Annotated in this window: 24 protein-coding genes and 1 pseudogene; 12 read left to right on the forward strand and 13 right to left on the reverse strand. The window is 36.3% G+C overall.

The window, feature by feature from the left end:
- Nucleotides 1-415: 415 nt before the first annotated feature.
- The 4 genes from MUO14_RS17110 (at nucleotide 416) to MUO14_RS24825 (ending at nucleotide 2715) form a co-directional block, all read left to right on the forward strand.
- A complete protein-coding gene (locus MUO14_RS17110) occupies nucleotides 416-973 on the forward strand; it encodes an isochorismatase family protein (protein ID WP_244751803.1) in 558 nt (185 codons plus the stop codon).
- A 185-nt stretch (nucleotides 974-1158) separates the two neighbouring features.
- Complete coding sequence (locus tag MUO14_RS17115) at nucleotides 1159-1317, forward strand: hypothetical protein (protein ID WP_396265710.1); 159 nt, start codon at nucleotides 1159-1161, stop codon at nucleotides 1315-1317.
- A 76-nt stretch (nucleotides 1318-1393) separates the two neighbouring features.
- A complete protein-coding gene (locus MUO14_RS17120) occupies nucleotides 1394-1867 on the forward strand; it encodes a GNAT family N-acetyltransferase (protein ID WP_244751804.1) in 474 nt (157 codons plus the stop codon).
- A gap of 560 nt (nucleotides 1868-2427) precedes the next feature.
- Nucleotides 2428-2715 (forward strand): DUF4181 domain-containing protein, encoded by a 288-nt coding sequence (locus MUO14_RS24825; RefSeq protein ID WP_396265849.1) that lies wholly within the window; start codon nucleotides 2428-2430, stop codon nucleotides 2713-2715.
- Between the two features lie 79 nt (nucleotides 2716-2794).
- On the opposite strand, the gene MUO14_RS17125 is transcribed toward MUO14_RS24825, so the two are convergent.
- Both MUO14_RS17125 and MUO14_RS17130 read right to left on the reverse strand, forming a co-directional pair.
- Nucleotides 2795-3988 carry a cation:proton antiporter gene (locus tag MUO14_RS17125; RefSeq protein ID WP_244751805.1) on the reverse strand — a complete coding sequence of 398 codons (1194 nt, stop codon included), beginning with the start codon at nucleotides 3986-3988 and terminating at the stop codon, nucleotides 2795-2797.
- A 136-nt stretch (nucleotides 3989-4124) separates the two neighbouring features.
- Nucleotides 4125-5525 (reverse strand): DUF2254 domain-containing protein, encoded by a 1401-nt coding sequence (locus MUO14_RS17130; protein ID WP_244751806.1) that lies wholly within the window; start codon nucleotides 5523-5525, stop codon nucleotides 4125-4127.
- Nucleotides 5526-5762: 237 nt separating this feature from the next.
- Between MUO14_RS17130 and MUO14_RS17135 the strand changes: the two genes are divergently transcribed.
- The 5 genes from MUO14_RS17135 (at nucleotide 5763) to MUO14_RS17155 (ending at nucleotide 10815) form a co-directional block, all read left to right on the forward strand.
- Entirely contained in the window at nucleotides 5763-5954 is a 192-nt protein-coding gene (locus MUO14_RS17135; protein WP_244751807.1) for a hypothetical protein, read from the forward strand.
- 658 nt (nucleotides 5955-6612) lie between these two features.
- A complete protein-coding gene (locus MUO14_RS17140; RefSeq protein ID WP_244751808.1) occupies nucleotides 6613-7629 on the forward strand; it encodes a DUF3231 family protein in 1017 nt (338 codons plus the stop codon).
- A 526-nt stretch (nucleotides 7630-8155) separates the two neighbouring features.
- A complete protein-coding gene (locus MUO14_RS17145; protein ID WP_244751809.1) occupies nucleotides 8156-8332 on the forward strand; it encodes a YegP family protein in 177 nt (58 codons plus the stop codon).
- A 182-nt stretch (nucleotides 8333-8514) separates the two neighbouring features.
- Nucleotides 8515-9051, forward strand: coding sequence for a site-2 protease family protein (locus MUO14_RS17150; RefSeq protein WP_244751810.1), 537 nt, complete (start codon nucleotides 8515-8517; stop codon nucleotides 9049-9051).
- A 354-nt stretch (nucleotides 9052-9405) separates the two neighbouring features.
- Entirely contained in the window at nucleotides 9406-10815 is a 1410-nt protein-coding gene (locus MUO14_RS17155) for a DUF2254 domain-containing protein (protein ID WP_244751811.1), read from the forward strand.
- Between the two features lie 200 nt (nucleotides 10816-11015).
- Here MUO14_RS17155 and MUO14_RS17160 read toward each other — a convergent pair whose 3' ends face one another.
- Nucleotides 11016-11201 carry a hypothetical protein gene (locus tag MUO14_RS17160; protein WP_244751812.1) on the reverse strand — a complete coding sequence of 62 codons (186 nt, stop codon included), beginning with the start codon at nucleotides 11199-11201 and terminating at the stop codon, nucleotides 11016-11018.
- A 203-nt stretch (nucleotides 11202-11404) separates the two neighbouring features.
- Here MUO14_RS17160 and MUO14_RS24980 point away from each other — a divergent pair.
- Nucleotides 11405-11557 (forward strand): annotated as a pseudogene (locus tag MUO14_RS24980) (VOC family protein); the annotation flags it as partial.
- Between the two features lie 490 nt (nucleotides 11558-12047).
- A complete protein-coding gene (locus MUO14_RS17165) occupies nucleotides 12048-12863 on the forward strand; it encodes a hypothetical protein (protein ID WP_244751813.1) in 816 nt (271 codons plus the stop codon).
- Nucleotides 12864-13142: 279 nt separating this feature from the next.
- On the opposite strand, the gene MUO14_RS17170 is transcribed toward MUO14_RS17165, so the two are convergent.
- The 3 genes from MUO14_RS17170 to MUO14_RS17180 all read right to left on the reverse strand — a co-directional run bounded on the left by MUO14_RS17170 (nucleotide 13143) and on the right by MUO14_RS17180 (nucleotide 16075).
- On the reverse strand, nucleotides 13143-14165 hold the full coding sequence (locus tag MUO14_RS17170) for a DUF3231 family protein (RefSeq protein ID WP_244751814.1): 1023 nt from the start codon (nucleotides 14163-14165) through the stop codon (nucleotides 13143-13145).
- A 320-nt stretch (nucleotides 14166-14485) separates the two neighbouring features.
- Nucleotides 14486-14938 carry a hypothetical protein gene (locus MUO14_RS17175; RefSeq protein ID WP_244755638.1) on the reverse strand — a complete coding sequence of 151 codons (453 nt, stop codon included), beginning with the start codon at nucleotides 14936-14938 and terminating at the stop codon, nucleotides 14486-14488.
- A 135-nt stretch (nucleotides 14939-15073) separates the two neighbouring features.
- On the reverse strand, nucleotides 15074-16075 hold the full coding sequence (locus tag MUO14_RS17180) for a DUF3231 family protein (RefSeq protein ID WP_244751815.1): 1002 nt from the start codon (nucleotides 16073-16075) through the stop codon (nucleotides 15074-15076).
- A gap of 339 nt (nucleotides 16076-16414) precedes the next feature.
- On the opposite strand from MUO14_RS17180, the gene MUO14_RS17185 reads away from it, so the two are divergent.
- Complete coding sequence (locus MUO14_RS17185) at nucleotides 16415-16993, forward strand: hypothetical protein (RefSeq protein WP_244751816.1); 579 nt, start codon at nucleotides 16415-16417, stop codon at nucleotides 16991-16993.
- Nucleotides 16994-17118: 125 nt separating this feature from the next.
- On the opposite strand, the gene MUO14_RS17190 is transcribed toward MUO14_RS17185, so the two are convergent.
- The 7 genes from MUO14_RS17190 to MUO14_RS17220 form a co-directional block, all read right to left on the reverse strand.
- Nucleotides 17119-17328 (reverse strand): hypothetical protein, encoded by a 210-nt coding sequence (locus MUO14_RS17190; protein WP_244751817.1) that lies wholly within the window; start codon nucleotides 17326-17328, stop codon nucleotides 17119-17121.
- Nucleotides 17329-17614: 286 nt separating this feature from the next.
- Entirely contained in the window at nucleotides 17615-17887 is a 273-nt protein-coding gene (locus MUO14_RS17195) for a hypothetical protein (protein ID WP_244751818.1), read from the reverse strand.
- 218 nt (nucleotides 17888-18105) lie between these two features.
- The gene (locus MUO14_RS17200; protein ID WP_244751819.1) at nucleotides 18106-18555 is read right to left on the reverse strand and encodes a hypothetical protein; all 450 of its coding nucleotides are present in this window, start codon (nucleotides 18553-18555) and stop codon (nucleotides 18106-18108) included.
- Between the two features lie 452 nt (nucleotides 18556-19007).
- The gene (locus MUO14_RS17205) at nucleotides 19008-19637 is read right to left on the reverse strand and encodes a spore coat protein (protein WP_396265712.1); all 630 of its coding nucleotides are present in this window, start codon (nucleotides 19635-19637) and stop codon (nucleotides 19008-19010) included.
- Nucleotides 19638-20390: 753 nt separating this feature from the next.
- Nucleotides 20391-21356, reverse strand: a complete 966-nt coding sequence (locus MUO14_RS24985; RefSeq protein WP_244751820.1) for a superoxide dismutase — start codon at nucleotides 21354-21356, stop codon at nucleotides 20391-20393.
- A 258-nt stretch (nucleotides 21357-21614) separates the two neighbouring features.
- Nucleotides 21615-22460: a thermonuclease family protein gene (locus MUO14_RS17215; protein WP_244751821.1), complete on the reverse strand. Its 846-nt coding sequence runs from the start codon at nucleotides 22458-22460 to the stop codon at nucleotides 21615-21617.
- Between the two features lie 1655 nt (nucleotides 22461-24115).
- Nucleotides 24116-25243, reverse strand: a complete 1128-nt coding sequence (locus tag MUO14_RS17220; protein WP_244751822.1) for an acyltransferase — start codon at nucleotides 25241-25243, stop codon at nucleotides 24116-24118.
- Between the last annotated feature and the right edge of the window lie 786 nt (nucleotides 25244-26029).

Genomic DNA, 26029 nt, shown 5'->3' on the forward strand with positions numbered 1-26029 from the left:
TTCTTATGTAACAGGGTTTTTTTATCCATCCATTGAATAAATTGTTTTTCTTCTTCTCTTAATCCACGTTCTAACCTTTGTTAATTCTCTTTCTATCCGAAAAAATTTTGATTAAAAACCTCTTCTGCATTACGGAATTTACTCGGTGTGTTCTGTTCTAGCCAATAAAAAATTATAGTAAGCATAGCTTTCGCAAATTGGTAGCTTGCAACAAAGATTTTGCTCTACTTTTAATACTGTAACTCACTATTCAGGAATACGAACGGGCCATATAGTTTAGTAATCCAGGGAGGGAAATTTGAAATGATGACATGCTAATAGAGGAGTATACGAGCTTTATAGCGAAGTAAGTTTTAAAGGTAAGGGAGGGTGATCGTATGCACAATAGAATCGAATTATGGAGGGAGTTTTTCTATTGCAACAAGCTTTGTTAGTTATTGATGCGCAGCAAGAATTAATTGAAGGTAATCAGAATGAAAAAAGTGTTTTTGAAAAGGGAAAGCTAGTAAAAAATATTAATTTGGTTATAAATAAGGCGATTGAATCCAATTCTTTAGTGATTTTTATGAGGGATAAAGATGTAGTCGGAGGCGAAGGCAAAGGATTTCAAATACATCAGGATATCAAAGTGCCTGCTAACTCAACAATATTTGATAAAGAAGCAACAAATTCATTTTATGGAACCCCATTGTTGAACCATTTAACAGAAAGTAAGATTGAACATCTAGTTATTATGGGGTGTAAAACAGAACATTGTATTGACACAGCGGTAAGAACTGCCACAGTCAATAACGTTGATGTCACTTTAGTTCAGGATGGACATTCAACGACTGATTCCTCAACTTTATCTGCCGAACAGATCATCATGCATCATAATGAAATACTTGATGGTCATTATAATGTCGAGCATTTTTCTGATGTTAGAAGTGCTCAAGAAGATTTATTTCAACCTAGACATAATAATTACCGATAACGTTTAATTTTCCGCAATAGGAGCGCTATTCCGGAGTAAGGAAATTAAATATTGTACCAAATGTTAAATCCATTTTGATCAATCTTTTTTCAAAATGGATTCTTTTTATATGCCGCTTTAGCAATTATGTACACCATGCTGGATCCTGAAATCGCACTGGTTGGTATTGTCACATCTATGGTAATGTGACAAAAGACCAGGCTACAGCCAATGCTGCTTATTTGATACAATTAGCGGATAGAAATGACATTCCTATTATTCCTGGTGCTTCCCAGCCAATTCAACGGGAGGGTGTGACGTTTTACCCGGAAATTCACGGTGAGGAAGGAATCGGTCCATTATAGTTTGTAGCATAAAGACTTCACATACTGAAGGTTGCACCTAAGGCTACTCAACTGAAAGTAGGGAGATGAGGCCAGTATGAAATTAATCATTAATAATATGAATAAAAATCTAGCAACCCATATCCTAAATTGGAAGTATGAAAGACCCTATGATTTTTATAATAATGAAGTAAATGGCGAAGAAATTAAAGAAAGGCTTGATGGATCGTACTACGCTTTATCCGATGAACAAGGAGAGGTAATTGGTTTCTTTTGTTTTGGAGCTACAGCTCAAATACCAATTGGAAACCAATATGGTGTGTATAATGAAAATTTTGTGGATATGGGACTTGGGATGAATCCTGATTATGTGGGGAAAGGGCACGGTTATGACTTTTGCTCATTTATTATTAACTATATAAGAGAAAACTATGAAGGAACTTCTATAAGACTATCAGTTGCAACGTTTAACAAAAGAGCGATTCATTTATATGAAGAACTAGGGTTTGTAAAGAAGGGCAAATTCACTACTGATTTCGCAGATTTTATTACTATGATTAAAGAGGTTTAGCAAAGGTTCTAGACTAATTATGTCTTTCGCAACAGGAGTGACGCTTTAATATTGCGTAGTGGTAGACGTTAAGAGGTTAATTATTAAGATGAAATGAGACTTTTTAAGAAAAAGGCGAGAGAGTTTTAAAACCTATTTTTTCCAGGATGAATCTTGCTTCCGTTTTTAGGGATTTAATTTATGGGTGGTGATCTTATCAATCCCTTCTTTTTACTAGTTTCTCCTTATGACGTTCTGGTTTTTTTGTATAAGAGGTTGTTCAAAAAGTCACCAAATGATAAGAGGCGAATCTCTTCGTTGGCTTGCTTTTGAGGAGCGTGTGCACCTGCGTCTACGAGCCTATTCAAAGAAGTAAATTCCTCGGTGCAAGGCAGCGGTGAAGGATATCCTCGGAAGTTGCCTCGCTACTCACGTATTAACAAACATACGTTCCGATCCTTGTAAAAGAAAATCACTTTTCCTTTGTGCTCAAAATTACGCCGTCTCGACCTTCTTTCTTCTAATTTGGCAACTTTTTGAACACTCACTATAAGGAAATTCTATTTTAAAAAAAGTTCCAAATTAAACGTAAGGGGTTATTAGACGAGGACAGGAAAAGACTATACATAGTACTTGAATCTTTAATCTATATACTTATTATTGGATACATTTTTTTCATGAACGTAAACTTTTGGAGTGTAATGCCTCCCCCAATGTTTTTACTATTTAGCGCAATATTTTTATTAAGAGGTATCGAAGAATTGAAGGAAGACAAGGAGTCAATGGCTTACTATTACGAATGGTTTTTAGCTTCATTCATTTTAATTATGTTTATAATTAGCTTCGTGAATGAATTATTGAAATTATAGAGAAATGGTGTTTTGGCGAAAACATACAGGCTGTTGGGGTTCAGAATGATTATTTATTATTTTGCTACGTCTCTTCCGATCAGCCACGATTTAGTAATTTTTTTGACAAAGGGTGTATTCCTATACTTTGAACGACTAAAGAGAGCAAGACAGCAGCAAATGTCAGAGAGAGTATTAATTCAGTGCCTTGTGCTTCTTGTGCCTGAAGATTTAAGATCAAGAAGACAGACATAGATCCTTTCAATCCTGACCAGCTAAGAAGGAGGGATTCTCTCCAGTTGATTGTGTGTCTCCACACTGGAAAGGTCTGAGTCGCACCGGCAATAATAAGAAATCTTACCAATAAAGATGCGACAAATATTAGGGAGGCCAGTACCCAATAATCAAATGCAAGATAGCTGGTAGATTCAACCCCAATGAGTAAAAATAATAAAGATAATATAGAGATCTCTACAACGCTCCAGAAACCGTCCAGTGATTCACGGAAATGGTCTTCTTGTAGGGAGCGGTTAAATTCAAATGAAAGCATGATGCCAGCAAAAACGGTGGCCAATACCCCGGACACACCGAAATGCTCTGCAGTATTAAAAATTCCATAAGCAAGAACAATACTTAGCATCACTTGGTATTCTTTGTGATGGGTAATGTGTATAGCCTTACTAAACAGCCACCCAAATACTAACCCGATAAGCATTCCTCCGATAGATACAAATAAAAATTCACCTAGGAAAGAACGAATAGAAAAAGTCTTATCATGAAGAAATATACTTAAAATCACTGTGAATATGACGATACTTGTTCCATCGTTAATCAGGGATTCACCTTCTACTACATCAGCCATCATCTCGTCTCCGGAAGATTTCTTAAGAATGGAAACGATGGAAACAGGGTCTGTTGGGGTAAGCATAGCTGCAATTAACATAGACCCAACCAATGATAGTGATACAAAAAGACCGCTCACGACATAGATTGTCCAACCTAAGAAAAGGACCGTGAGCATGATTCCTATGGTAGCCAAGAAGCTTATAATCCCGGCATTCCTTTTAAGGGCGTTGGGAGAAAACCGATAGGCTGAAGTAAAAAGCAAGCCCGGTAGAAAGACATGATAAATCATGTCTTTAGTAACTTCAATGGAAGAAAAATAGGGGATAAAGGAGAGCCCAATACCGACAACGATCAATATAAGTGGCACAGGGAAATTCTCTTTCTTTTTATCAATGGTGAAAATGATGTAGCCGATAAACAATAAAATCATGATTGGTGTTGTCGCCATTTTATATTTCTCCCGTCTTCCAGTTTAAAAGAATCAGGAATGAACAGATTCATTCCTGATTAAATAGCTTATACCGCTAACTTGTATTTAAACACTTACCTTCTATAAAAAGAGTTTCTACACTAGGGAATAATAGTTATTCTTTAAACGAGACTTCTGAATGCTTTGATATTTTTTTAGTAAGGTTCTTGTAATTTTCCTCATATCCCGTTGTTTTTGCGATATTAAAAAGCGCGCTATAAAACTTCCTATTATCTAGGTGATGCATATATTCATATTTGAATCCACTGGCTGTATATGTGGCAAAATCCCAGACAGCTTGGTGGTCTCGTTTGCTCACTCCTTGAGCAATTGCATCTAATACTTTTAAAAATTCAACAGTAATGACCACATTTTCCCTAGCATAATGACGTATAGAAGCGAATCCAATATATAAATAATCGTCAAAGTCGAGATTCTGTAATATAAGACGAAGGTTATAATCTTTATCCGTTAAATAGGGTGTGAACTTCGCCTTCTGAGAAATGTGTATAAGTAAATCTCCAATCTCATAAATAGTACTTGAGGCTGTTTTGGGATCATCATTCCCCAGGGCACGAATTGCAATTTCAACAAATTTATTAATACTGTATTCAATATCCTGAATTTCTGTTTGGCTCTTGCCGATATGAAACATGTTTTTATAGTTAAATTCATTGATGGTCGTGGTCTCTTTCTTCTTCCAATACGTTAACAAGGGTGTCGAGCCGAAGACGAAATTCCCTACTTTGTATTCTAACCGTATAATGAGATCATCCTTACAAGCTGCCTCAATCAATGGAACAAAATCAACGGTTTGTAAATAGCCCGACTGATCAATGGCTATTTGGTGTCCCTCGGATTCTGGAAGTTGACCATTGATCATTTTGGCGTCCTCTACCCTGTAAGGCTCAAGCTCACTAAGTAAGGAATTCTCAATAATATCAACGGATTCCCTTTTCATATCCCCAGTCATATTCGACACTTGCAGCCAAGTGACAATGTGGTTAATAAATACAGCAAAAGCTGCTAAAGATAATACAGTCAGTAATGTGGCTGTAACCGGGATCAAAGAATATTGGGAAGCTGTTTCGCCGTTAAGGAACAGTAGACAGAGCAATACATACAGGAAGCTCCCGTTAAAAATCCCCAGTGTTCGCTGTGTCACTTTGGTCATCATAAAATTCTTTAGTATTCTCGGTGAAAATTGAACAGCGAAAGTAGTCAAAGCTGTTAACATTCCATAAAAGGTGAAGGACGTTAAGGATAAAAGCCCAGTTGTCAGTGTGCTTAATATGGTACTGGTCAATTGAAAACCTGCACTCAGAACAGAAGGGATCATGTTGCCAAACTCCATCTTCAGGTCTGCCCATACAGTTACGACAAAGAGCAGCAGGGATAATCCTGCATAAATGATGGGTGTCACCCAGAGGTTAGAGTAAATCTGGTGCCATTTCTCTCTTTTAGACATATTTTTATATTTTTTAATTTTTGCTTGGAGTTTTTTTCGATTCTTCACTTGGCCACTCCTCTATGAACATGGTGTATATTCCCCCCCTATACCTTTTTTTATTAGGTTTTAATCTTTAACAACCGTTCGAAATAAAAAAAGAGATAACTTCTCTTCTAAAAGGTTTGTTACCGGGGAGAGGACAAGATCTAACAATTGTAATGATAATGTTAGTATAGCGACATGTTCACTTCTACTGATCTATGTTACTATTTTACTCAATCCAAATATTCTTGGAGGGGTAATATGAGGCAATATCAGGCAGGAGAATTGATAGAGAAGCGATGTAGGAAATGCTTTCATGATGAAGCGAAAGTTATGAAGGTGGAACGAAGGGAATTCGAGGAGAAAATGGTCCTCTTCCTCTTGTGTCAGTGCCCGGAGTGCGGGATGAATGATGATGAGCTTATCCCAGAAGATGAATCTGTAAATAAATGACTTTATAAATAGAAGGGGTTCTTGTTTGATAAAAGCAACCCCTTCCTATGCGAAAGCCCTCTGATTTAATTGACTTGTTGGATGAGGGGCAGTGCTGAGAAAGCTCTCCAGATTACTTATAAAAATAGTCTGGAGCAAGCTTTTGGAAACATATTGTATGTAATCAGACCATGCTTTGAGGTTACGACTGCAAACTAAACAAATAACATGAACTAAAAGGAGTTGTGAAATAGCAGCTTCTTTTTTGTTCTCGAGCATACTCCATTATCCCGCATAATCAAAAAAACCATCATCAGGGCTATACGATTATAGGTTAATGAAGGAGGAGTAGCAAACCAGGGGCTTCACCAATTGCAAAAAATGATTCCTAACCAGAAAGTCAATATATCTTAGTTGAAATTTCTTAAATAATGTCGCGACGTTTATAAAAAATTTACTAGGCTTCACCTATAAAGGTATTCCGTAATAGGGCCATTATATTGAAGACTTAAATTCGAGATAATGAAGTAATTAAAAACTAATTACCTATTAAAGGTGTAATATAGGGGGCAAGTCAGGAAAATGCGGATTTACAACGATAAGGGGTAGTGCTGATACATATCACAGGTAATTATTGGGGATAGCTAAAGTAATAATACGAGTGAATAGGGGTGTTAAAGTGGAACAGGGAAAACAGAGAAGGCTGACAGCCACAGAAATATCTCAAATTTGGGCTCAGTATATGAATGATAGTGGCAGCATTTGTATGCTAACATACTTTTTAGAAAAGGCTGAGGATGCTGAAATAAAGCCTGTAATTGCTCATGCTTTAGAGATATCTCAATCTCATATACAAAAAGTAACTTCAATACTTACTGAGGAAAAGAATAAATTACCTCATGGATTTAAGTTGGAGGAGGATGTTGATTTAACAGCTCCCAGACTTTTTTCTGATACCTACGTGTTAAACTTTATACACAATATGGCTAAAATTGGACTTACTGCTTATTCAGTTAGTTTATCTGTAGCTATAAGAGCTGATATTACAGACTTTTATATGGAATGTCTTTCTGAGACACAACAGTTATATAAGATGTCAAAGGACTTACTTTTATCAAAAGGTCTATATACAAGACCTCCTTTCTTTCCAAATATAGGGCAATTTGAATATGTAGAAACAAAAGGATTCTTTTTAGATTTCTTTGGAGAAAAAAGACCTTTACAGGCTTTAGAGGTAACTAATCTTTACACTAATTTTCAAAGGAATGCTTTAGGAGCAGCTACTGTAGCTGGATTTAGTCAGGTTGCACAAACAAAGGATGCAACACAATTCTTTTTAAAACTTATAGATGTTGCAAAAAGGCAGACTAAAACATTTGGGGCAAAATTAGAGGAAAGCAATCTCCCTGTTCCATTGTCTTGGGGTTCAGATTTAACAGAAAGTACAGCCTATACCTTTTCAGATAAACTCATGATGTACTATACATCTCAATTAATTGCTTTAAGCATTGGTTATTATGGTACAGCAATAGCTCAAAGTCCTAGAGTGGATTTAGCTGTAATGTATAACAAGTTATCATTAGAGGTACAAAAACTTTCTGAGAAAGGAGCCAATATAATGATAAACAATAAATGGATGGAACAGCCTCCTATGGCTCCTGACAGAATTGAGTTAGCCAAAAGAAATAATTCATAAATTTTGTGAATCCCTGGCATGTATTGAAAACTAAATAGCCCTCAACACATGCCAGCTAATAGCAAAATATTCAATCTTAGGGCGCAATTGCTTAATAAGATTACTTATGGACTGGCCGGCTTTTGACGTTCAGTCTATTTTTATCTCAATAGGGTTTACCCTATTGAGATTCTTTTGCAATACGATGATTACGGTGTGATTTTTGTCAATCAGTGAGAAATCATTTGATATTTCTCTTCTTCAACCGTTAGCTGATTTTTATGTGGAAGAAGATTTGTTCGATAGTCTGGCTCTTTCGTATATATAAAGAAAGGCGCTATCCCCAGATAAGCATCTTTTTGTGGAAGAAAGTAATTGACCTCTAAACTAACAAAGTTTATATCTTTTTTTTGTATCAATCTTTGGGATCAATGATGGCTAAAACCTGAAGATGAAATTTCAACGATGATCGTAATTCTAATGTTTGTTTTGTTGAATTAGTAAGAGGGAATACAAAAGAAGTATAGTAGAGAAGGGAGAGTATGAAATGAGTCATTTTGAAATACAGAAGTCAAGTGATGGACAATTCTTCTTTTTATTAAAAGCAGGAAATGGCGAGATTATTGTGACAAGCGAGTTGTACACCTCGAAGCAGAGCTGTAATAATGGGATAGAGAGTTTAAAAACAACTCCAACAGAGGCAGAAGTTCGAGAATTAACTTAAAAGGGGTAAACACCTCTCCCAAAAATGTTAAATCTTACAGTGAACAACAGAGTAAAGTAAACAAAAAGGTTCATGAGGCAATTAGCTTCTCATGAACTTTTTTTGTATTCTCACTTATTCGGTGGGTTATCTTTACGAATGTCTTATGAGTTAAGTTTAAAACATCGATAGCCGGGAATGCTGTGATTCTGGGTATTTATAATAAACTCAACAAATTATTTGGTATGGAGGTTTTTTCAATATTTACTTTAAGTGACATTCCGATGTTTTTTGTTAATTTTTTCTTAATTTTACCGATTGTAACACTTGTGCATGAGGCTGGACATGTTTTGGTGGCAAGATTATTTGGAGGGAAAATTAAATTTTGTATAGGTACAGGTGAAACCCTTTTAAATATAGGTTCATTAGAAGTGAAAAAGAAATATTTTATGGAAGGATTATGTCAGTATGAAAAACTCACTTACAATAAAACGTGGGCTCATGTTTCTATTTATTTAGCCGGTAGTATATTTAATCTGGTCGTAATTTTAATAGTAAACTCTTTAATATTTGCTGATATCCTTCCTAAGAGCTTGTTCTTTAATCAATTTGTTTATTTCTCATTTTATTTTATATTCTTTTCTTTAATGCCATTTAAGAATGACGGTGGGAAGCCCAGTGATGGCATGGCAGCCTATGAAGTAATTAAATATGGAAAAGCAAAAGATCCGATTGACTAGATTAATGTACAATCATTTTCATATTAACTGCAGTTAGGTAAAGCAATTACCTTCAAGTATATAAACTTTAGTCGTTCAGAATTTTGGTTTGAGTTTTATTATTTATATTCTAATCATTCTTGATTTATAATATTTTTGAAAACTTTTTATGATAAATATGTTAATGATTCCCGACTGATTTTTTCTCTATTGTAACGCTGTATAAGTTCCTGCGTTTCTTTATTCCCTTCTATGTATCTAATTTGTGAAGAAAAGCGCCCGTACAAATAATTTAACCGAAATATCTAGAGAGTTAAAGGGATAAAAAAAGGGTAAGTGGGGAGAACAGGTTATATTAATACAGGGAGTGAAGTGATGAACAAAAGAGAAGGGCTTTCTTCAAAAATTCAAAAATATAGAAATATGTCAAAAAGAGAAAAATGGCACCAGATTTACTCTAATCTTTGGGTAACGCCGATTATGTATGCAGGGTTATTTTTATTGCTTTTTGCCTTAACCGTGTGGGGCGACCTGAAGATGGAGTTTGGCGACATGATGCCTTCTATTTTGAGTGCAAGTTATAAATTGACCGAAACCATTTTAAGTACCTTAACGGCGGGACTTTTATCATTAAACGCCTTTACCTTTTATGGTGTATTAACAGCTTTAACTACTTTCGCTGGTCAATTTTCCCCGAGAATACTAAAGAATTTCATGATGACCAAGGTGACCCAGCGAACACTAGGGATTTTTAACGGGAGCTTCCTATATGTATTGCTTTGTCTATTATTTCTTAACGGGGAAACAGTCTCCCAATATACCTTGATCCCAGTCACAGCCACATTTTTGACAGCTTTATGTTTAGGGAGTTTTGCTATTTTTATTAATCACATCGTCAATTGGCTTCAAGTGTCAAATATGGAGGAAGATATGAAAAGGGAATCCATTGATATTATTGATAATTCCTTGCTTAGTGAGCTTGATCCTTACAGGGTAGAGGAGGAAGGGACAATAAACGGTCAACTCCCAGAATATCAGGGGCATCAGATAAGCATTGATGATTCAGGTTATTTACAAACGATTGATTTTGTACCATTAATCGAGGAAGCATGTAAAGATGATCTCATTATTCGGCTAGAATACAAAGTGGGGAATTTTGTATTTGGCTCAACGCCATTGTTAACCTATTGGAAAAAGGAAGGAAACACAACCATTGATGAATTTAAATATAATAATATGTTTCATATAGGAGATGGACAAACAGAAATTCAAGATATTGAATTCAGCATCAATAAATTTGTTGAAATTGCAATTCGTGCCTTGGGAAATGATGACCCCACAACAGCAACTGGCACCATTTATGAGATTGGAGATTTACTTATCAACATCTCTCAGAAGGCGAAGTTTACCCCTTATTTAACTGATAAAGATTCTAACCTTCGTCTTATTTTACAAAATCTTAAATTTGACGATTATTTATATATTGGATTTGCCTCTACTCGTCATTATGCAAGAGATAACGTGGTCATTACCATTGAGTTATTGAAAGTCCTCAATGCGATTGCGCAAGGAGTGAGCAAACGAGATTATCCACATGTATGGGATTTTGCCGTATATACGGCAAGTGGATTCGAATATGAATATATGCATCATCTAGATAACGGGAAGTTTTACAATGCGCTTTTTAATATTGCCAAAACAACGGGACATGAGGAAGATTACAGAAACCTTACAGAAAAAACACCAAGGAAAGCGAATGAAGTGGAAAGCCTAGTGATGTCATAGCAGCCTATGAAGTAATTAAATATGGAAAAGCAAATGATCTGAGTATTGTTAGGAAATGATGATCTAAGGAAGCCCAATTTCCTCCTTAATCCAGGGAGAGAAATTGGGCTTTTTTCTTTCTTATAATCGACTAACAATAAATAAAGCAACTTATATCTATTCTCTCTCTTTAGATTCTGGTACTGATCATAAACGACTTGTCATTTTTTCTTCTCTGCGGATAGAGGAATCACTTTCCAATGCACGTTATCGACAGTAATGGTATTTAACTCATCTTTCATCGCATTAGCATCTTCCAGCGTATGAAATATTTTGACGGTATCAGTACCTGAATGATGAAGTTCTTTGGGTGGTTTTGTACCGTTGGAGATTAATTTATACAACATGAAATAAATACACGTCCTACTCTATTAATAATTTTATCTTTTTCTCATTGTAACACTATATAGTAAACGTATCTTGTATGAGCCCCTTAATACCGATTTTATTTTACAAACCTAGCTATTAATATTTTTTGAAATCAACGACAAGTTAAGAAAAGGAGTACTAGCTTAACATCATCAATTTCACTACTATGATCAAGATAGATCGGCTAAACGTCGATGATATGACTATGAAATTAAAAGATAAAGGAATTACTATTCTTTATACAAGCAAGCACCCATTTGCTGGAGGAGATGACCATCACGCTGTTTACTTTAAAGACCCTGACAGAATAAAAGTGGAACTTGTAGCATCTTAACAGTTCAACAATAGGGCCATTATCTGGAAGACTTGAATTCAAGATAATGGCCCTATAATGGAGCAATTCTTTGTTCCAATTTATTTTGAAGTAAGGTGGGTTCAGTTAAGAGTAGTATTGTTTCATAAGTGAAACCGATTTGAATTCCAACCGTAATATAAGTGGTAGGGGGGCATTTTTATGGAAGATAAAAAGTTTTTTTACATACTAGGTGGCGTTTCATACGTTTCTTGGCCACTCTATTTTCTTCTATACTCATCGGAATATACTACACAAAAGATTATTAAAGGTATCACGTTTATCTCCGTAGTAATGATTATCTACTTTGCAATTACAGTCTTCTACTTTCGCCAAAAAGACGAGGACTAATAGCTTTTCTGGTTTTTATAATCAAGGTTATTCAGTTATAGGGTGCCATTCCGGAATAAGGCTTGGCGCCCGTTCCTTCTATAAGGGCCAGATTGCTAATAAAATTTTCAGGAGTGGTAAGTTGAACAGAGACAAAAAATCAGCGAAATCGAATAATGAATCTACTGTCAAATCAAAAAAGAAAGTTATTGCAATCAGCTTATTTATTGTTTTAAGCGTAGTGTTGGTATTGCAAGGTTGTAATACCGAAAACGAAAGTGCAAATAACATTGACATAGCAGCCAAAAAGGTGAGCGATTTGTTTGAGGTAGAAGATGAAGAAAAAGTCAAAGAGGGGAAGTCAAGTAAGATAAAAGATTCAACAGGCAAAGAACAAATTGATGAAGCACTGGAAGTAATCGATAAAATTGATACGAGTGACGGGGAACAGAGTGAGAACTATGCGATTGCATTCAGTCTTCAATCTGCTGTCCTCAATGCTCAATTACAATTAAAAGAACGGGAAGGTACACTGGAGTCATCTGATAACAGTGCGCAAGACGAACAAAAAGAAGAAGAATTTCATCCAGATGAAGATGATGTTGTATTGAAAAATAATGAATTAAAAAATAAAGATATACTTGAAGAGTTTATGAAAGTCGCTGGAGAAAACGGCAAAAACAATGAAAGTGAGATTAGAGTAGTGAAGGATAAAGGGCCGCTGATTTATGATTTAAAATCAAGATATGATAAAAATGCCGATCAGAGTTGGATAGGGGTTATTCCAGATTTGAGTCATTATAGCGCATCAGAAAATGAAGTAAAAGACGTTTTCAATACGCGCCAGCAATGTGGCTATATGTCAAAAGATAAGCAAGAAGGGTATTATAAATTGAATAAATGTCAAACGCATTGGGCATATCGGTTTCTTCCAATTGTTAATGATAATGAAAAATAATGGCTTTTTATAGAGATGAAGCTTATTGCTTAAACGGGGCGCGATTCTGAGATAATGAATTGTGCTCTTTCTTTATGTATAGGGCCAGATTCTTGAATAAACAATGTTAAAATAAATATTGAATACATACATTGAAATGGTGATAAGAATAGAAGGTAAAGTAATTGGAGAGAAGTTAGATGTTCTTGACTATCATGTTTATGGCATTCTAAAAATGGTGAAAAGTTTCCCATCAAACCACCTCCAATTACAAGCAGTTTTCTAACTACTAGTTTGCTTTTATTTATTCTTCTTCGCTAATCCTATTCTGTCAGGAGCCATAGGAGGTTGTTCCATCCATTTATTTTTTATCATAATGTTAGCTCCATTAACAGAAATTTTCTGTATTTCTAGTACCAATTTATTATACATTGTTCCTAAATCCATCCTAGGGCTTTGAGCTATGGCTGTACCATAATATCCAATACTTAAAGAAATTAATTGAGATGTATAGAACATCATGAGCTTATCTGAAAATGTATAATCCGTGCTTTTTGTTACATCTGAACCCCAAGACAATGGAGTAGGGAGATTGCTTTCCTCTAATTTTGCTCCAAATGCTTTAGCATGTTTTTTTGCAATTCCTATAAGTTTTAGAAAGAATTGAGTTGCATCCTTTGACTTTGATACCTGACTAAATCCAGCTACTGTAGCTGCTCCTAAAGCATTCCTTTGAAAATTGGAGTAGAGGTTAGTTACTTCTAATGCTTGTAAAGGTCTTTTTTCTCCAAACAAATCTAAAATAAACCCTTTTGTTTCCACATATTCAAGCTCCTCTAAATTAGGAAAGAAAGGAGGTCTTGTGTATAGGCCTTTTGACAACAGTAAGTCCTTTGACATCTTGTACAGTTGCATTGTCTCAGAAAGACATTCCATATAAAAGTCTGTAATATCAGCTCTTATAGCTACAGATAAACTAGCTGAATAAGTAGTAAGTCCAATTTTAGCCATGTTTTGTATAAAATTTAAAACATAGCTGTCAGAGAAGAGTCTAGGTGCTGTTAAATCAACATCCTCCTCCATCTTAAAGCCATGAGGCAATTTGTTCTTTTCTTCAGTAAGTATTGCTGTTATATTATTTACATGAGCTTGAGATAACTCTAAGGCATGAGCAATCATAGGCTTTATCTCTTCATCCTCAGCCTTTTCTAAGAAATAACTCAACATACAGATGCTTGCACTATCATTCATGTACTGAGCCCAAAGTTGGCCTATTTCTGTAGATGTCAGCCTTATCTGTTTTCCCTGTTCTTCCTGGTCCATTCAATCCCTCCAATTATAAGCAGTTTCTAACTATTAGTTTGTCTAAACTATTGTTATAGGTAGTCGGCTCTAAAGAAAATACAATATGTTTTTTCTATTTGGTACAGTTCATAATGGAACAAAATCAGTTTTAAAATTACATATTTTAGATTTTCCGTAAACGTGCTTTCGCGGAATAACACTTGGCGCCTGTTCCATACATAAGGGCCAGATTGTCGAAGATAACATAGGATAAGAATTCTAATTAATTTCATAAGAGCACAAAGGATCCCTATTTATATAGGACCTCGATGTGTATGTTTGTTTCTTTAACTACTAGCTTAACGGGAGCTTAACTCTTTTATAATCAGACCGATTACTACCCCCGGTACTACGCACATTATGGGTAACCATACAGGACCGAATAAGATTCCCATGATCTTGAAGGTTGGCGAAAAAATTAGGCCAACTGTTACAAGATAGGCGGAAAATGCAAATGGCAAAAATGCAAAAGGCGACTTTCCACCACCAGCATCTTTGTACGCATCCCACATCGCAAAAAAGTACAAACAAGGATAAAACATTAACCATTGATAATTCGCTTGTTGAATCGCTTTTTCAATCTCCCCATGAAAACTTAAAAGGATCACTTCGTTAAAATTAGATTGAACATTCACCAGAAATTCCAATGCAATGATAAGTAATCCCTTGAGAAACTTACCGTTTAAAATCTGACCAAAACCAGGTAATGCGATACTCCAAAGTAATTTTTCATACTTATTATTTCGATTCATATTAACCATCCAAGTGATTGTAGATGTTATAACCATAACCAATTGTTTTAAGTTTTTTCTTCTTTGTAAAAAAATAGACATTGCTTATTGCTCATTTGGAATTTGTTTTTCTCTGTTTGGGGATGGGTTTAGACATTATTTTTTTAGTTTATCTCGTTCTTCCATCTGAGGCTCTTCTTCCATCCATCCGTTTCTAATCATGATTTTTGCACCTTCATGGGCATATTGGAATACATCTTTCATAAAAACCATGATTTTAGCTGATAAATCATTCCGTAAACTAAAAGCAGTTCCTAGAGAATTCCCACCTAAGGAAAAGCTGCAAAAAAGACTGGTACAATACATCATTAATTTATCAGAAAAAGGAGCTACTGTTGATCGCGTGGCAATGCCACCTGATGCAGAGGGTGTTTGAATACCGTCTTGAAGAAAGATTTTGCTCAGCTCTTCAACTATGCTTTTAGCAAGTTCTGATCCTTTGGAGAAATATTTCTTTGCTTCTTGTTCATTTGCACATTGAGCAAACCCGGTAATCATTTGCATTCCGGTAATGTTTGTTTCAATCGCATGGAACATATTAGCAACCTCAACTGTATTGAGGGTCCGTTTTGAACCTAAAGGATTAAGACCACCCAAATAGGAGGTATCTTTAACAAATTCAACCGACTGGGGCATCGAAACATAAGGGGGCCGGGCAAGCATTCCCTTTTCAATCAAATATTGCGTACAAGCATTGTAATACTTTTGTGTGATAGCCGTCAGGTCTTTAAACATCATCACAATATCTTCACGTGAGGCCATAGTTATATTCAGTGTATGCATACCCATACTAATTTCCTTGATTAAGCGAACGAATATGATGTCGAAGCCATGGTCATATAACTTAGGCACATCTTTATTGACGTCCTGGGAAGTAAAGCCAACTGGTATTGCAGCTCCTTCATTCTGAAAAATGACTGTTATTTTTTCCACATAAGGGTCGATTTCATCGTATAAACCAACCATAATATTTTTGGCTTTTTCGTCATCAGCTTTCTCTATAAAATATTCTAACATCCGTAAAATCATGGTTTTCTGTTGGTAAGTAAGCCATAACGTACCAAGTTCTGATGACGTAAGTGCGGGTTTTTCAGGCATGTAACATTCCTCCATTATGATTATTGCCTTTAGTCTTACTCAAATTGACCTATTTATTAATTTAAATCATTTTTTTTACTCTCTCTGTTTATTTAGGAGTTCCTTGCTTACTAAGGAATACCAGCTAATAGAAGCCTGGTGCTCATTTTTGGATAATTTTATCTTGACATCGAGTCTTCCGTATAAGGGCGCGCTAACGGAATAGTGAGTCCTTCTGAATCGGGCTAATTAATGTAGTAATGAAAGAAGCCTAATTTCTCAATTCTAATACGGAGAAATTAGGCTTTTTGTAACTTCTTAAGTGAGATATCGTCAAATTAGTATGGGGAGGGATTGATTTTGTCCAAAGTAAACAAGAAAATTTTCAGGTATGCTGGTTTGTTTATGATAACATCGAGCTTTATTCTAACTTTTTTACCAACTAACAGTTATGCTTGTTCATGCGTGTTACCCGGTACACCAGAAGAAGAACTTGAGGAGAGTATGGCGGTTTTCTCTGGAAAAGTGGTGAAGATAATGGATAAGAACAAAAATAATCTTATTCAATCATCTACTGATCCAATTGCAGTTGTTTTAGAAGTGGAAGAGACATGGAAGGGAATGGATAAATCAGAGGTTGTCGTACATACGGAAAGAAGTTCAGCAAGCTGCGGATATGAATTTAGTTTAAATAAGGATTATATCGTCTATGCCAATGAAAGGGATGGCGGGCTTCATGTCAGTCTCTGTTCCAGAACAGCACTATTGTCGGAAGCAGATGAGGATATTCATGCTCTAGGTGAAGGAGAGGCACCGAAAGAGGAAGTTTCTGTTGATTTAACAAATACAAATAATCATTCTGTATATATCTATTTGGCTGTTACGGTCGTTTTATTGGTTGGCGTGTATTTCATTATAGCGCGACGAAGTAAGAGGTAAATATAATTTCTGCGGGATATTATATTACAGTTTCAATTATAATTATAGAAGAAAAGATGAACAGGAGTTGAGTTACAATGGAAAAGGTGGCACCATTTTTAATGTTTCAATGATCAATTCTTAGTTTATTCTGTTTTGTCCACTTCTTCATAAGGAGCTTTTCTATGAGTTTCTACAGGTGCATGACTGCTATAATCTCTATTCTTTCCACTATATACATCACTTGTGGGAGTGTACTCTCGTCTTTTGGAATCCGAAGGTTTTCCTTTAATTGCGAATTTAATTACACTAATTGAAATGGCACCTATGATTCCTCCTAGGATTATTAATTCCATCGAATACACGCCTTTCTATACTTATAGTGGATTATTTTCCTATTTTAATATACACATTTTGAAACGTATTTTAGTGGAAGGTAAAACAGATAATTTATTGTCTTTTAATTATCTCGAATCCAAGTCTTCTGGTAAAGGGGGCAAAATCGGTAGATCGTTATTAATAATATCTCGAAATCAAGTATTCATGAAAAGGGCGCGTTTATCGAATAACGCGTCTTTTCTAAAAAGGTACATATAATGGAGTACTCATTATTGAAAATACGGTGATTTGAATCGATTGTTACTAAGCAAAAAGTATGGTCGCTAGATAAAAAGGAGGGGGAGGTTTGTTGAGGAATTCCTTTGGTATTTTTTCATTCGTATTAACCTTATTAATAGTTATTTGTTTTTTGTTTGTCGCTCCAAATGTGGACTTCATAGGTAATAACTTTTTTCGATTTGCTGTTTTTGCCTTAGGAGCATCACTAATTTTAGCATTATTTAGTTCGAAAGGAACTTGGCGGAAAGTTGCTGTTGGAAGCTTAATTTCTGTGATTTTATTATTTTTAATCTTCACCATTGTTATCAGGGTTATAGTCAGTGGTCCCTAAGTTACGTTAAAGATATTCTTTATTCAATAAAAGGGCGCTTCTTGAATAAGAGAGAGCACTCCTTTGCATTTATAGGATATATGTAGGAGAATGAATAAAAATCGATACATTATAAAAAAGAAAGACTACACTTCCCAGACGCTCGAAGAAAGGTGCAGTCTTTTAATAAATGTCATTTTACTAATCATTTATATTCAATTAGCTCAACCTTAGTATCACTTATTTTTCCATTTTTTTCAGCTGGATCAACTTTTATAATAATCCCCGCGGCGTCGTTATCTTCAGAATCCTTTCGAAATAATTCAACAACAGTTGTGACCTTGTACCAATCATTCTTGTCATTCTCAAGATCATTATAAAAGTAAATACTGTCTATTTTATAATAACGCCACCGTTCAAGGTTATCCCCCTCTTTATTTTTTATAACCTTATCTATTTTAGGCTTTATCATTCTTAAAAGAATATCTTCAGTTGTCGAATAGTCTTTTGACAGTTCTGGATCTACAACGACTTTTCCTTTTTTCTCTTGTGATTCATTAGCTGATACCGCATTGTAATGGTTATAGGTAAATACAGAAGCTCCCACAACTAAAATTAAAGCTAAACTTATCAAGATGTTTCGCTTTTTTTTCATTTGACCCCCTCCTGATGTAAAGTGTCTTTTATCAGGGTATGTAGGGTTCCTTTTAATATTCAAAACTTTACGTTTTAATAATCCAATCTGCTACAGTACTAGGTAGAGTTATTTACTTCTTCAAGAATACGAACGGGCGCGTTTGCTGCATAATACCGTTGTTTGCCCTCTTGTTAAAAGTGGTTAATACAGGGGGGTTAACCACCTTAGCTATATAATGGACATTAGGAAACTGATTGGAAGTAAAGTAACCCCCACCTATGAAAAAAGGTGAGGGGTTACTTTATGCGTACAGTCAATGGATGTATGAAGGTGCTTGAACCCTGCGCATGAACGCATTAATACGCTGGAGGCAGGCACCTAGGAAAGATAACGTATGGATAGGGATTATTTTTGTAAAAAGGAAAAGGAAGCTCAGCCCGTGGGTTGAACTTCCTATCTAATCGTATGTTCTAGTTTAAAGGATTTTGTTGAGCTTGAGTATAGCTTTGAAGGATAGTAGTCATATCCTGCTGAGAAAGCTGCGGCACTTGATAATATCCATGTTTATTCTGATATAGGAAAATCTCGTAACCCATCTCAATAAGGTTTGGAACACTATCGCTGACCACTCTTCGCAGCACAGGGTTCGTAATCTCAAGGGCAGCCATCGTCATGGAAGAGGCCAATCCCTTCACTTGTCCCATCATATAACCGGAAAGACCACCGTCTGATAGCTCATTAACGGATTGAACCGGCTTTTTCGGTTGACCTGGCGTTAGACCATACATTACATCATTACTTTGGGTCATGTTATAAATGTAAGTAGATGTTGATGGCTCCTGGCCTGTCTGCAAGCTTTCAAGAACGATGTTATAGAGCGTCGTCATAAAGTTGTATTGACGACCCAGAATATCTTTCAACTCAGGATCTTGAATATGCTGATCATACATTTTATACTGATCCAGCAAGCCGATCATACCTCCAATCACTTCATGAGCGTCTAGGAGCTCATGCCCGCCGTGACTCATGTTAGGCATCATATTTTCGGACAACTGTTTCCCTTGTGGCTGTTGCTGATTCATTTGATTTTGATTTTGCACGTTTTTCCCTCCACTACAGAATGTATTCTTGATTATTATTGCCATTTAATAGGTAAACATGTATCCAACTAAAAGATCGTCTAGATGGAAAGGCGCACCCCTGCCCTTGCTTTTTATCATAAATTACAAAAAATGGGTTTACGCCTATAACATAGGTACATGTCCTTACATATGATGAAATTGTTGTTACAACGGAGAAATAATTGGAGGGAATGTAAATGCATCATACTATGCCTAATTATGCTGGTGAGAGCCATATGTTACATCAACGAGTGTTAGAAACGGTTCAACATTGTGAAGCTGTTTGTGAATGTACGGAGTATTCAATTCTACAAATGAGTGATGCAAGTCATAGAAAAGAGCAATTAAGAATGCTTAGGGATTGTGCTGATATATGTACGTTAACCGCAAAGTATATGGCACGTTGCAGCATGTTTGCAAAATCAATGGCCTGCTTATGCGCCCAAATTTGTGAATGTTGTGGAAATCATTGTTTACAGCATCCGGATGAATATTCACAAAGATGTGGTCAAACTTGCTTGCATTGTGCTGAAGAATGCCGTAATTTTGCAATGTCTTGAAAAATTAAAGATGAGCAGCTGAAAAACTGTGTTATTTTCAATGACCAGACTCCATAAAATCAAAAAAAGCTCCCTTATCTTTTGTTTGTGACAAGATAAGGGAGCTTTTTAGAGTGGAATGATCTCTCCTCGTGCGAACCTCCATCCTGATTATGGTGGAGGCCCTTAGAAGTTAAAAAGGCTGCCATTTAATTTTCTTTGCCTCTTGATAACGTCTGTTAACATGATCCCAATTAACAACATTCCACCATGCCTCAATATAGTCCTTACGGTTATTTTTATATTGTAAATAATACGCGTGTTCCCATACATCTAGTACTAACAAAGGAATCATATCCTGTTGGGAAAGGTTTTGGTGCTGTTCCGCTTGCAGAATTTCGGTACGCCATGAACGTGGTGACCATACCAGCATTGCCCACCCAACACTTTGCACCTTCTCCGCAGCCTTTGAAAAATGTTCTTTAAACTTCTCGAAGCTGCCAAAAGTATGTTTGATTTCCTTTTCTAGTGGTCCGCTTGGTTTACCACCCCCATAAGGACTCATGTTATCCCAAAAAATAGTGTGAAGATAATGTCCGGCACCATTAAATGCCGCTTCCACTTCCCAATGGCGGATCAGGGAATAGTCGCCGGTTTGTCTGGCCTTTTGCATCTTTTTCTCGGCCTTGTTTAACCCTTCCACATACCCTTTGTGATGTTTATCATGATGCAGACGCATAATTTCTTCGCTGATATATGGCTCTAAGGCATCGTAATTGTAGGGAAGCGGAGGGAGAGTGTGTTCTCCAATCGGAACCGCTTGATTTTCTTTCCTGTGCTCTCTAGATTGTTCCGATGAGTTAAACGATTTTTCTTGTGAAAAATCTATGAAATGCTCATGAAGCTGATGAGCTTTTGTATAAATGGAGGAGATATCTGGCGAATGGTTATATCCCTCCTCATTTTGTGGGGAGCGTTCGCTATAACCTTCTGCTGTATGACGTAATTGGGTGAACTGGTCTACCCATTCTTCTATTTGATTTCCCTCTTCTGGGCTAATGTCAGATCTTGAATGCAATAAGGCAAGATACTCTTCATAATTTTGACTCCAATTTATTAGACGATAAAGCCATTCTTGTTCTGGTGATTGTGTGTACATGACATCAATGTCCTCCTCGTAATATAGCTACCTACCTACCTACTCGTAGTTACCATATGCTATATGGACATTTCGTGTAACGCATAATTGTTATAAGACAAATCATAATTTTATCCCTAAAGACCGGGGGCTCCTATTCCTCTTCAAGTCGGGAGGAATCGGTCGTTTTGTCCTACTCTGTTTTAAAATAAAAAGGCTTGTCCCCAGGCTAAGCACGCTGGAAGACAAGCCTTATTAAAGGAATACCTATCTACTTAGTTACAAACTTTCACAAACAAGACCGTTTCCATCACCATCTAATCGGTGAGGATCAGAAGCGTGACCTCCGGCTGATTCAAAAAACTCTTGTGCCTGTTGCTGGCTGCTAAAATCTCCACAGTCTCTGTCACGCCCAGCCGGGTCATATTTCAATCCTGTATTCGCTCCTTGCTCAGGTTCCACCTGGTAATGATAGCCATGGCTATGGTCCACATGAGCATAACCAGGTATCGACCAGACGCCGATTTCTGACGTTCTTGCCGGCTTTTGCGCCTCGTGGAATTCATCGAGCATAGTCAAGTCATTGTACAGATATGCTGTTCTAGCAAGACCTTCGCTCAGGAGCATTTCCTGGATCGTTTTACCGTCTATAAATACATAGGCGAGCAAACGCCCGTAGTGATCACGTTCTTCTTGGCCGACTTTCACCCTTACTTTCTCACCACTAAGATTTTCTTTTACAAACTGTGAAGCCTCAGGACCGAATGGCTGTACAGGCTCTGATGGGTGGACGGTTTCGGGCGTATCGACCAGGAGTAAGCGGACATCTTCTATTTGACCATTCATGGAGACTTCAAGTGTATCCCCATCAATGACGCGTGTAACGGTGGCGTTTGTTTCTTTTTCGCGTTCATTGCTGGCGAGTTTAGTGGCTTCATCTGTTGAATTTACCCCTGCTGTCTCTTGCTTAGCGATCTCTTGATTTGTTTCATTTTTTTCAGTTTTAACGTCGTCCTCTGAACTTGACGGTTCTTCCGCTGAGGGAGCACACCCCATCAGTATAAATGAAATCATAATTATGGTAGCAGCGACTTTTCTGCTTGGCGTTATTGGAACAAGAAACATTCTAATCCTCCTTTGACAAAAATAAAAACACACCTATTTCAGCATGTTTGTTTGTGAGTACTTCTCTACCAGAGCTTGAGGTCTTTTTCTATACAGAGGTTCTTTATTACTCTCAACATAAAAAGAAATAGCCACCGATCGGCAAAGGAAGGTGACTACTTCTATTGGGCTTTTACGTCATGTAGTTGCTTCGATCGAGCGGCAGCGCAATCGTCTTTTATATAGGCTTTATCAAGAAAAATTATAACCGAGGGATCATGGTGTTTTCAATCAAACTAACCTCATGTATTCACTGTGAAGGGCATGCCCACTTACGGGAAGATTACTTAGAATTTTTTAGATCCCATTTACAAACTCGTCATAAGAGAGCGGGCCTTTTTATGTGCAAAAATACATTGAAGTAAAAAAGATAAAGATGATGTAGACACCTTATAACGATAGCCAACGATTATAGAAACGAAGGAGTTTATTTTTCGAATCGAAAAAAGAAACCCCTACATCAGATTTCAAGGAGGAAACTTTTTATGTGCCAACCTAGGAAAAAAGTTAATTATCCATAAACTGGCAAAAAAGAAACAGAGATCAGTATGCCAGATGGCCCCAATATAGAAAAAGTTGATGGTTCTATAGGGCCTATATGAGCCGATAAATTCTACCAAATGGTTTCCCTGCCGTCGAAAACCGACTACAGTACTGACCACCCTAGCAACCACCTTAGTAACTAGTCACCTAACCACTTTACTAGCCCATTATTTAAACAAAACAAAACTAAATAAAAAGTAGTAGGTAGTGGATCCAAATCCACACACTTTTTACAAAAAGAATAGAGAGATTTTAACGCCGTGTATTGCAAAGATGAAAGGGGGCGGAGGAGTTGGTATTGAAGGAGACGAAAATTTCTGTTCGCCAAAATAAATTTTCTTTCCTGCACAGCGAAGAAATTTTGAAACAGTGGAAGAAAAAAAGGGGAAGGCGGTAGAACCTATTAAGTCTGTGAATCGTAAAACGATGTAGACAAAACATTCGTTCAAAAAAGCTTGATAAAAGTGCCTAGCCCTCAGTCGTTAATGTGCTAAGGAGTGTCCCCAGACTAAAGCATCCAGGCTTATTAAAGGAATATCTATATACTTAGTTACAAACTTTCACATACCAGACCGTATCCATCATCTAACCGATGGGGATCAGAAGCGGGACCTCCAGCGGCTTCAAAAAACAATTGTGCCTGTTGTTGGGTGTAAAATATCCACAGTCTCTGTCAGGCCCAGCCGGGTACACATTTAACCACTTTAGGGGTAGATTAACCTGAAAATGTGAAATTAGCACTGAACTTATCAAGCATTCGGTAGGCTTTATAGGTGTGCATGAAGGTGGATCGAGTTTTATTTTTATCGATTGGTGGACAAATGAAAATGAACTGATACATCATGTACACGTAGCTTCCCATAAAAACCCTAATAAATTTGAATATGTTACTGTTTATGACTGATCAAAGATAGCTACAAAGTATAACCTTTAGGAGAGACGTGATCCCACATTCCCTGAGTATCCATTATCTTGGATTGAGCGGCAAATTGTCGAACCTTCGCAGGGAATGCAGTCCATACACAGACTCAAATCGGCAGCTTCAAGCACGGTCTTTCTGACTTAGTGATTTCCTAATCAGAGCCAGTTTTCCTATACTTTATTGACGGTGGATTTGTACTCAATATGAACCGAGCTTTTTTTGGTAACTTTCCAAACATAATATTTGGAAATGGAAAGAATCGATGAAATAGCCAAATAATCAAATAACAGAGTACCACTGTACCAATGAACCTAAGAATCATACTTCCATGAAACCAATATCCTGCAGGAACCGGTACAAATTGGGCAACCACCTTTAAAACAAATGGATGTAATAGGTAGAATCCAAATGAGTAATAGGCCGCGTTCTGGACGTAGGGTATAGCATTAGGCCATTTGCTACAAATGTATTCAGTTAAACGAAACAAAAGGTAACTTGCACTGAGTATATAAAATAAATTAACTATTAAGTAAATATACCCTGGTAACACAAATGATGAGATCGTGTACATGTGATAATTTAAATAGACATAGTAGAAGCCTGTGATGGATACAAATAATCCCCAGATGATCGTTGATTTCCTATTGATAAGAGCTTTTTGTTCTTTGTAGTAAGCACCTATCCAGGCCCCTAATAAATATGGACCTAGCGAACTTATAAAGATAGAAAATGGAATAATTTGATACTCTCGATCTAAGAAATAATAGCCAATTTCTATTCCTATACCAAACAACCACATATATCTCTTAAAAAAAGTTAACTTTTGAGCTAGGTACAAGATTACCGGGAATATTAAATAAAACTGAACGATAATAAATATAAAATACAGATGATAAAAAGATTCCCCTTGCAATATACGCCATGTCATCTCAACAAAGTTTAACGGTACAACCCCGATATATACAGATAAGGCTTCATAGAAAAAGGCCCATACCAAATAAGGGATAAGTATGTATAATGCTCTCTTTTTGTAATATTTTTTTAGTTCTGTTAGATCCATTTTTTGACTCATATACTTATAAAAAAATACCATGCCTATAATCATAATAAATATACCTGCTTCTACCCGTATAATACGATTAATAAAATGATATGTTTGATAAGCATCACTACCATCCGTTAACACAGCTTGAAAAGCTGCAGTGACGTGAACCATAACAACCATCAGCATGGCAAAAACTCGTAAATAATAGACCGATTCTATTCTTTCTCTTGCCATCTTCATTCCTCCGACATTTAATAGTTTTATAAATTAATTTCTTGTTCCAAAATTAATATTACCTACTGCATCTTTATATCCTTCAACCTTAGAGTGATTATTCACTGTGATAATCATCAATTAAAGCAACTGGAATGTACTACCTTTTTTAAGGGCTTAAAATACTATACCACCTTTTAAGTCAATTAAAGTGGTAATTAACAATTATTAACACGGTATTAACGAAAATTAACAATACATTTAAATTTCTCATCCCATATACAAGTTGTTGGATATTCCAAATAGGAGCTTAGTTGCTAGGTCAAGTTTCCCTTCAAAGGAAATTATTGTGTATTAAATTAGAGGTTTCGAAAAGAAATTGACGAATAAGTTTTTAAAGGTAAGCCACTTCTAATCAGGAGTTCTTATTACATTAAAGGAGCGCAGAATTGAAGACTACCAAACCGTAGCAACTCTATGAACAGCCGATAAATAAGGGGGCATTTTAGAACAAATGGATTTTAAATATGTAAAAGTCGAAGTATTACTCCCAGAAGATTACATAGTAAGGTCAAGAGATAGTCTTTTCAAGTCTTTCTGTAAAATCGAGGTAGATTTCTCTGTTAAACTGTGATTTTTATGACATACTTCTTGGCATATTTTTACTCATTAGTATTTATATCTTTTTAATTAAGGTATTGGCTAGCGAACTTGTGAGGAACTGCCATTAACTTGATTAGGTGAAAACATGGGCGGCATGATTTAATCTGCTCTCAAACCCTTTGATAGACTAGGAGCCGATACCCT

It is taken from the genome of Halobacillus shinanisalinarum, from assembly GCF_022919835.1.
GTDB classification, from domain to species: domain Bacteria; phylum Bacillota; class Bacilli; order Bacillales; family Halobacillaceae; genus Halobacillus_A; species Halobacillus_A shinanisalinarum.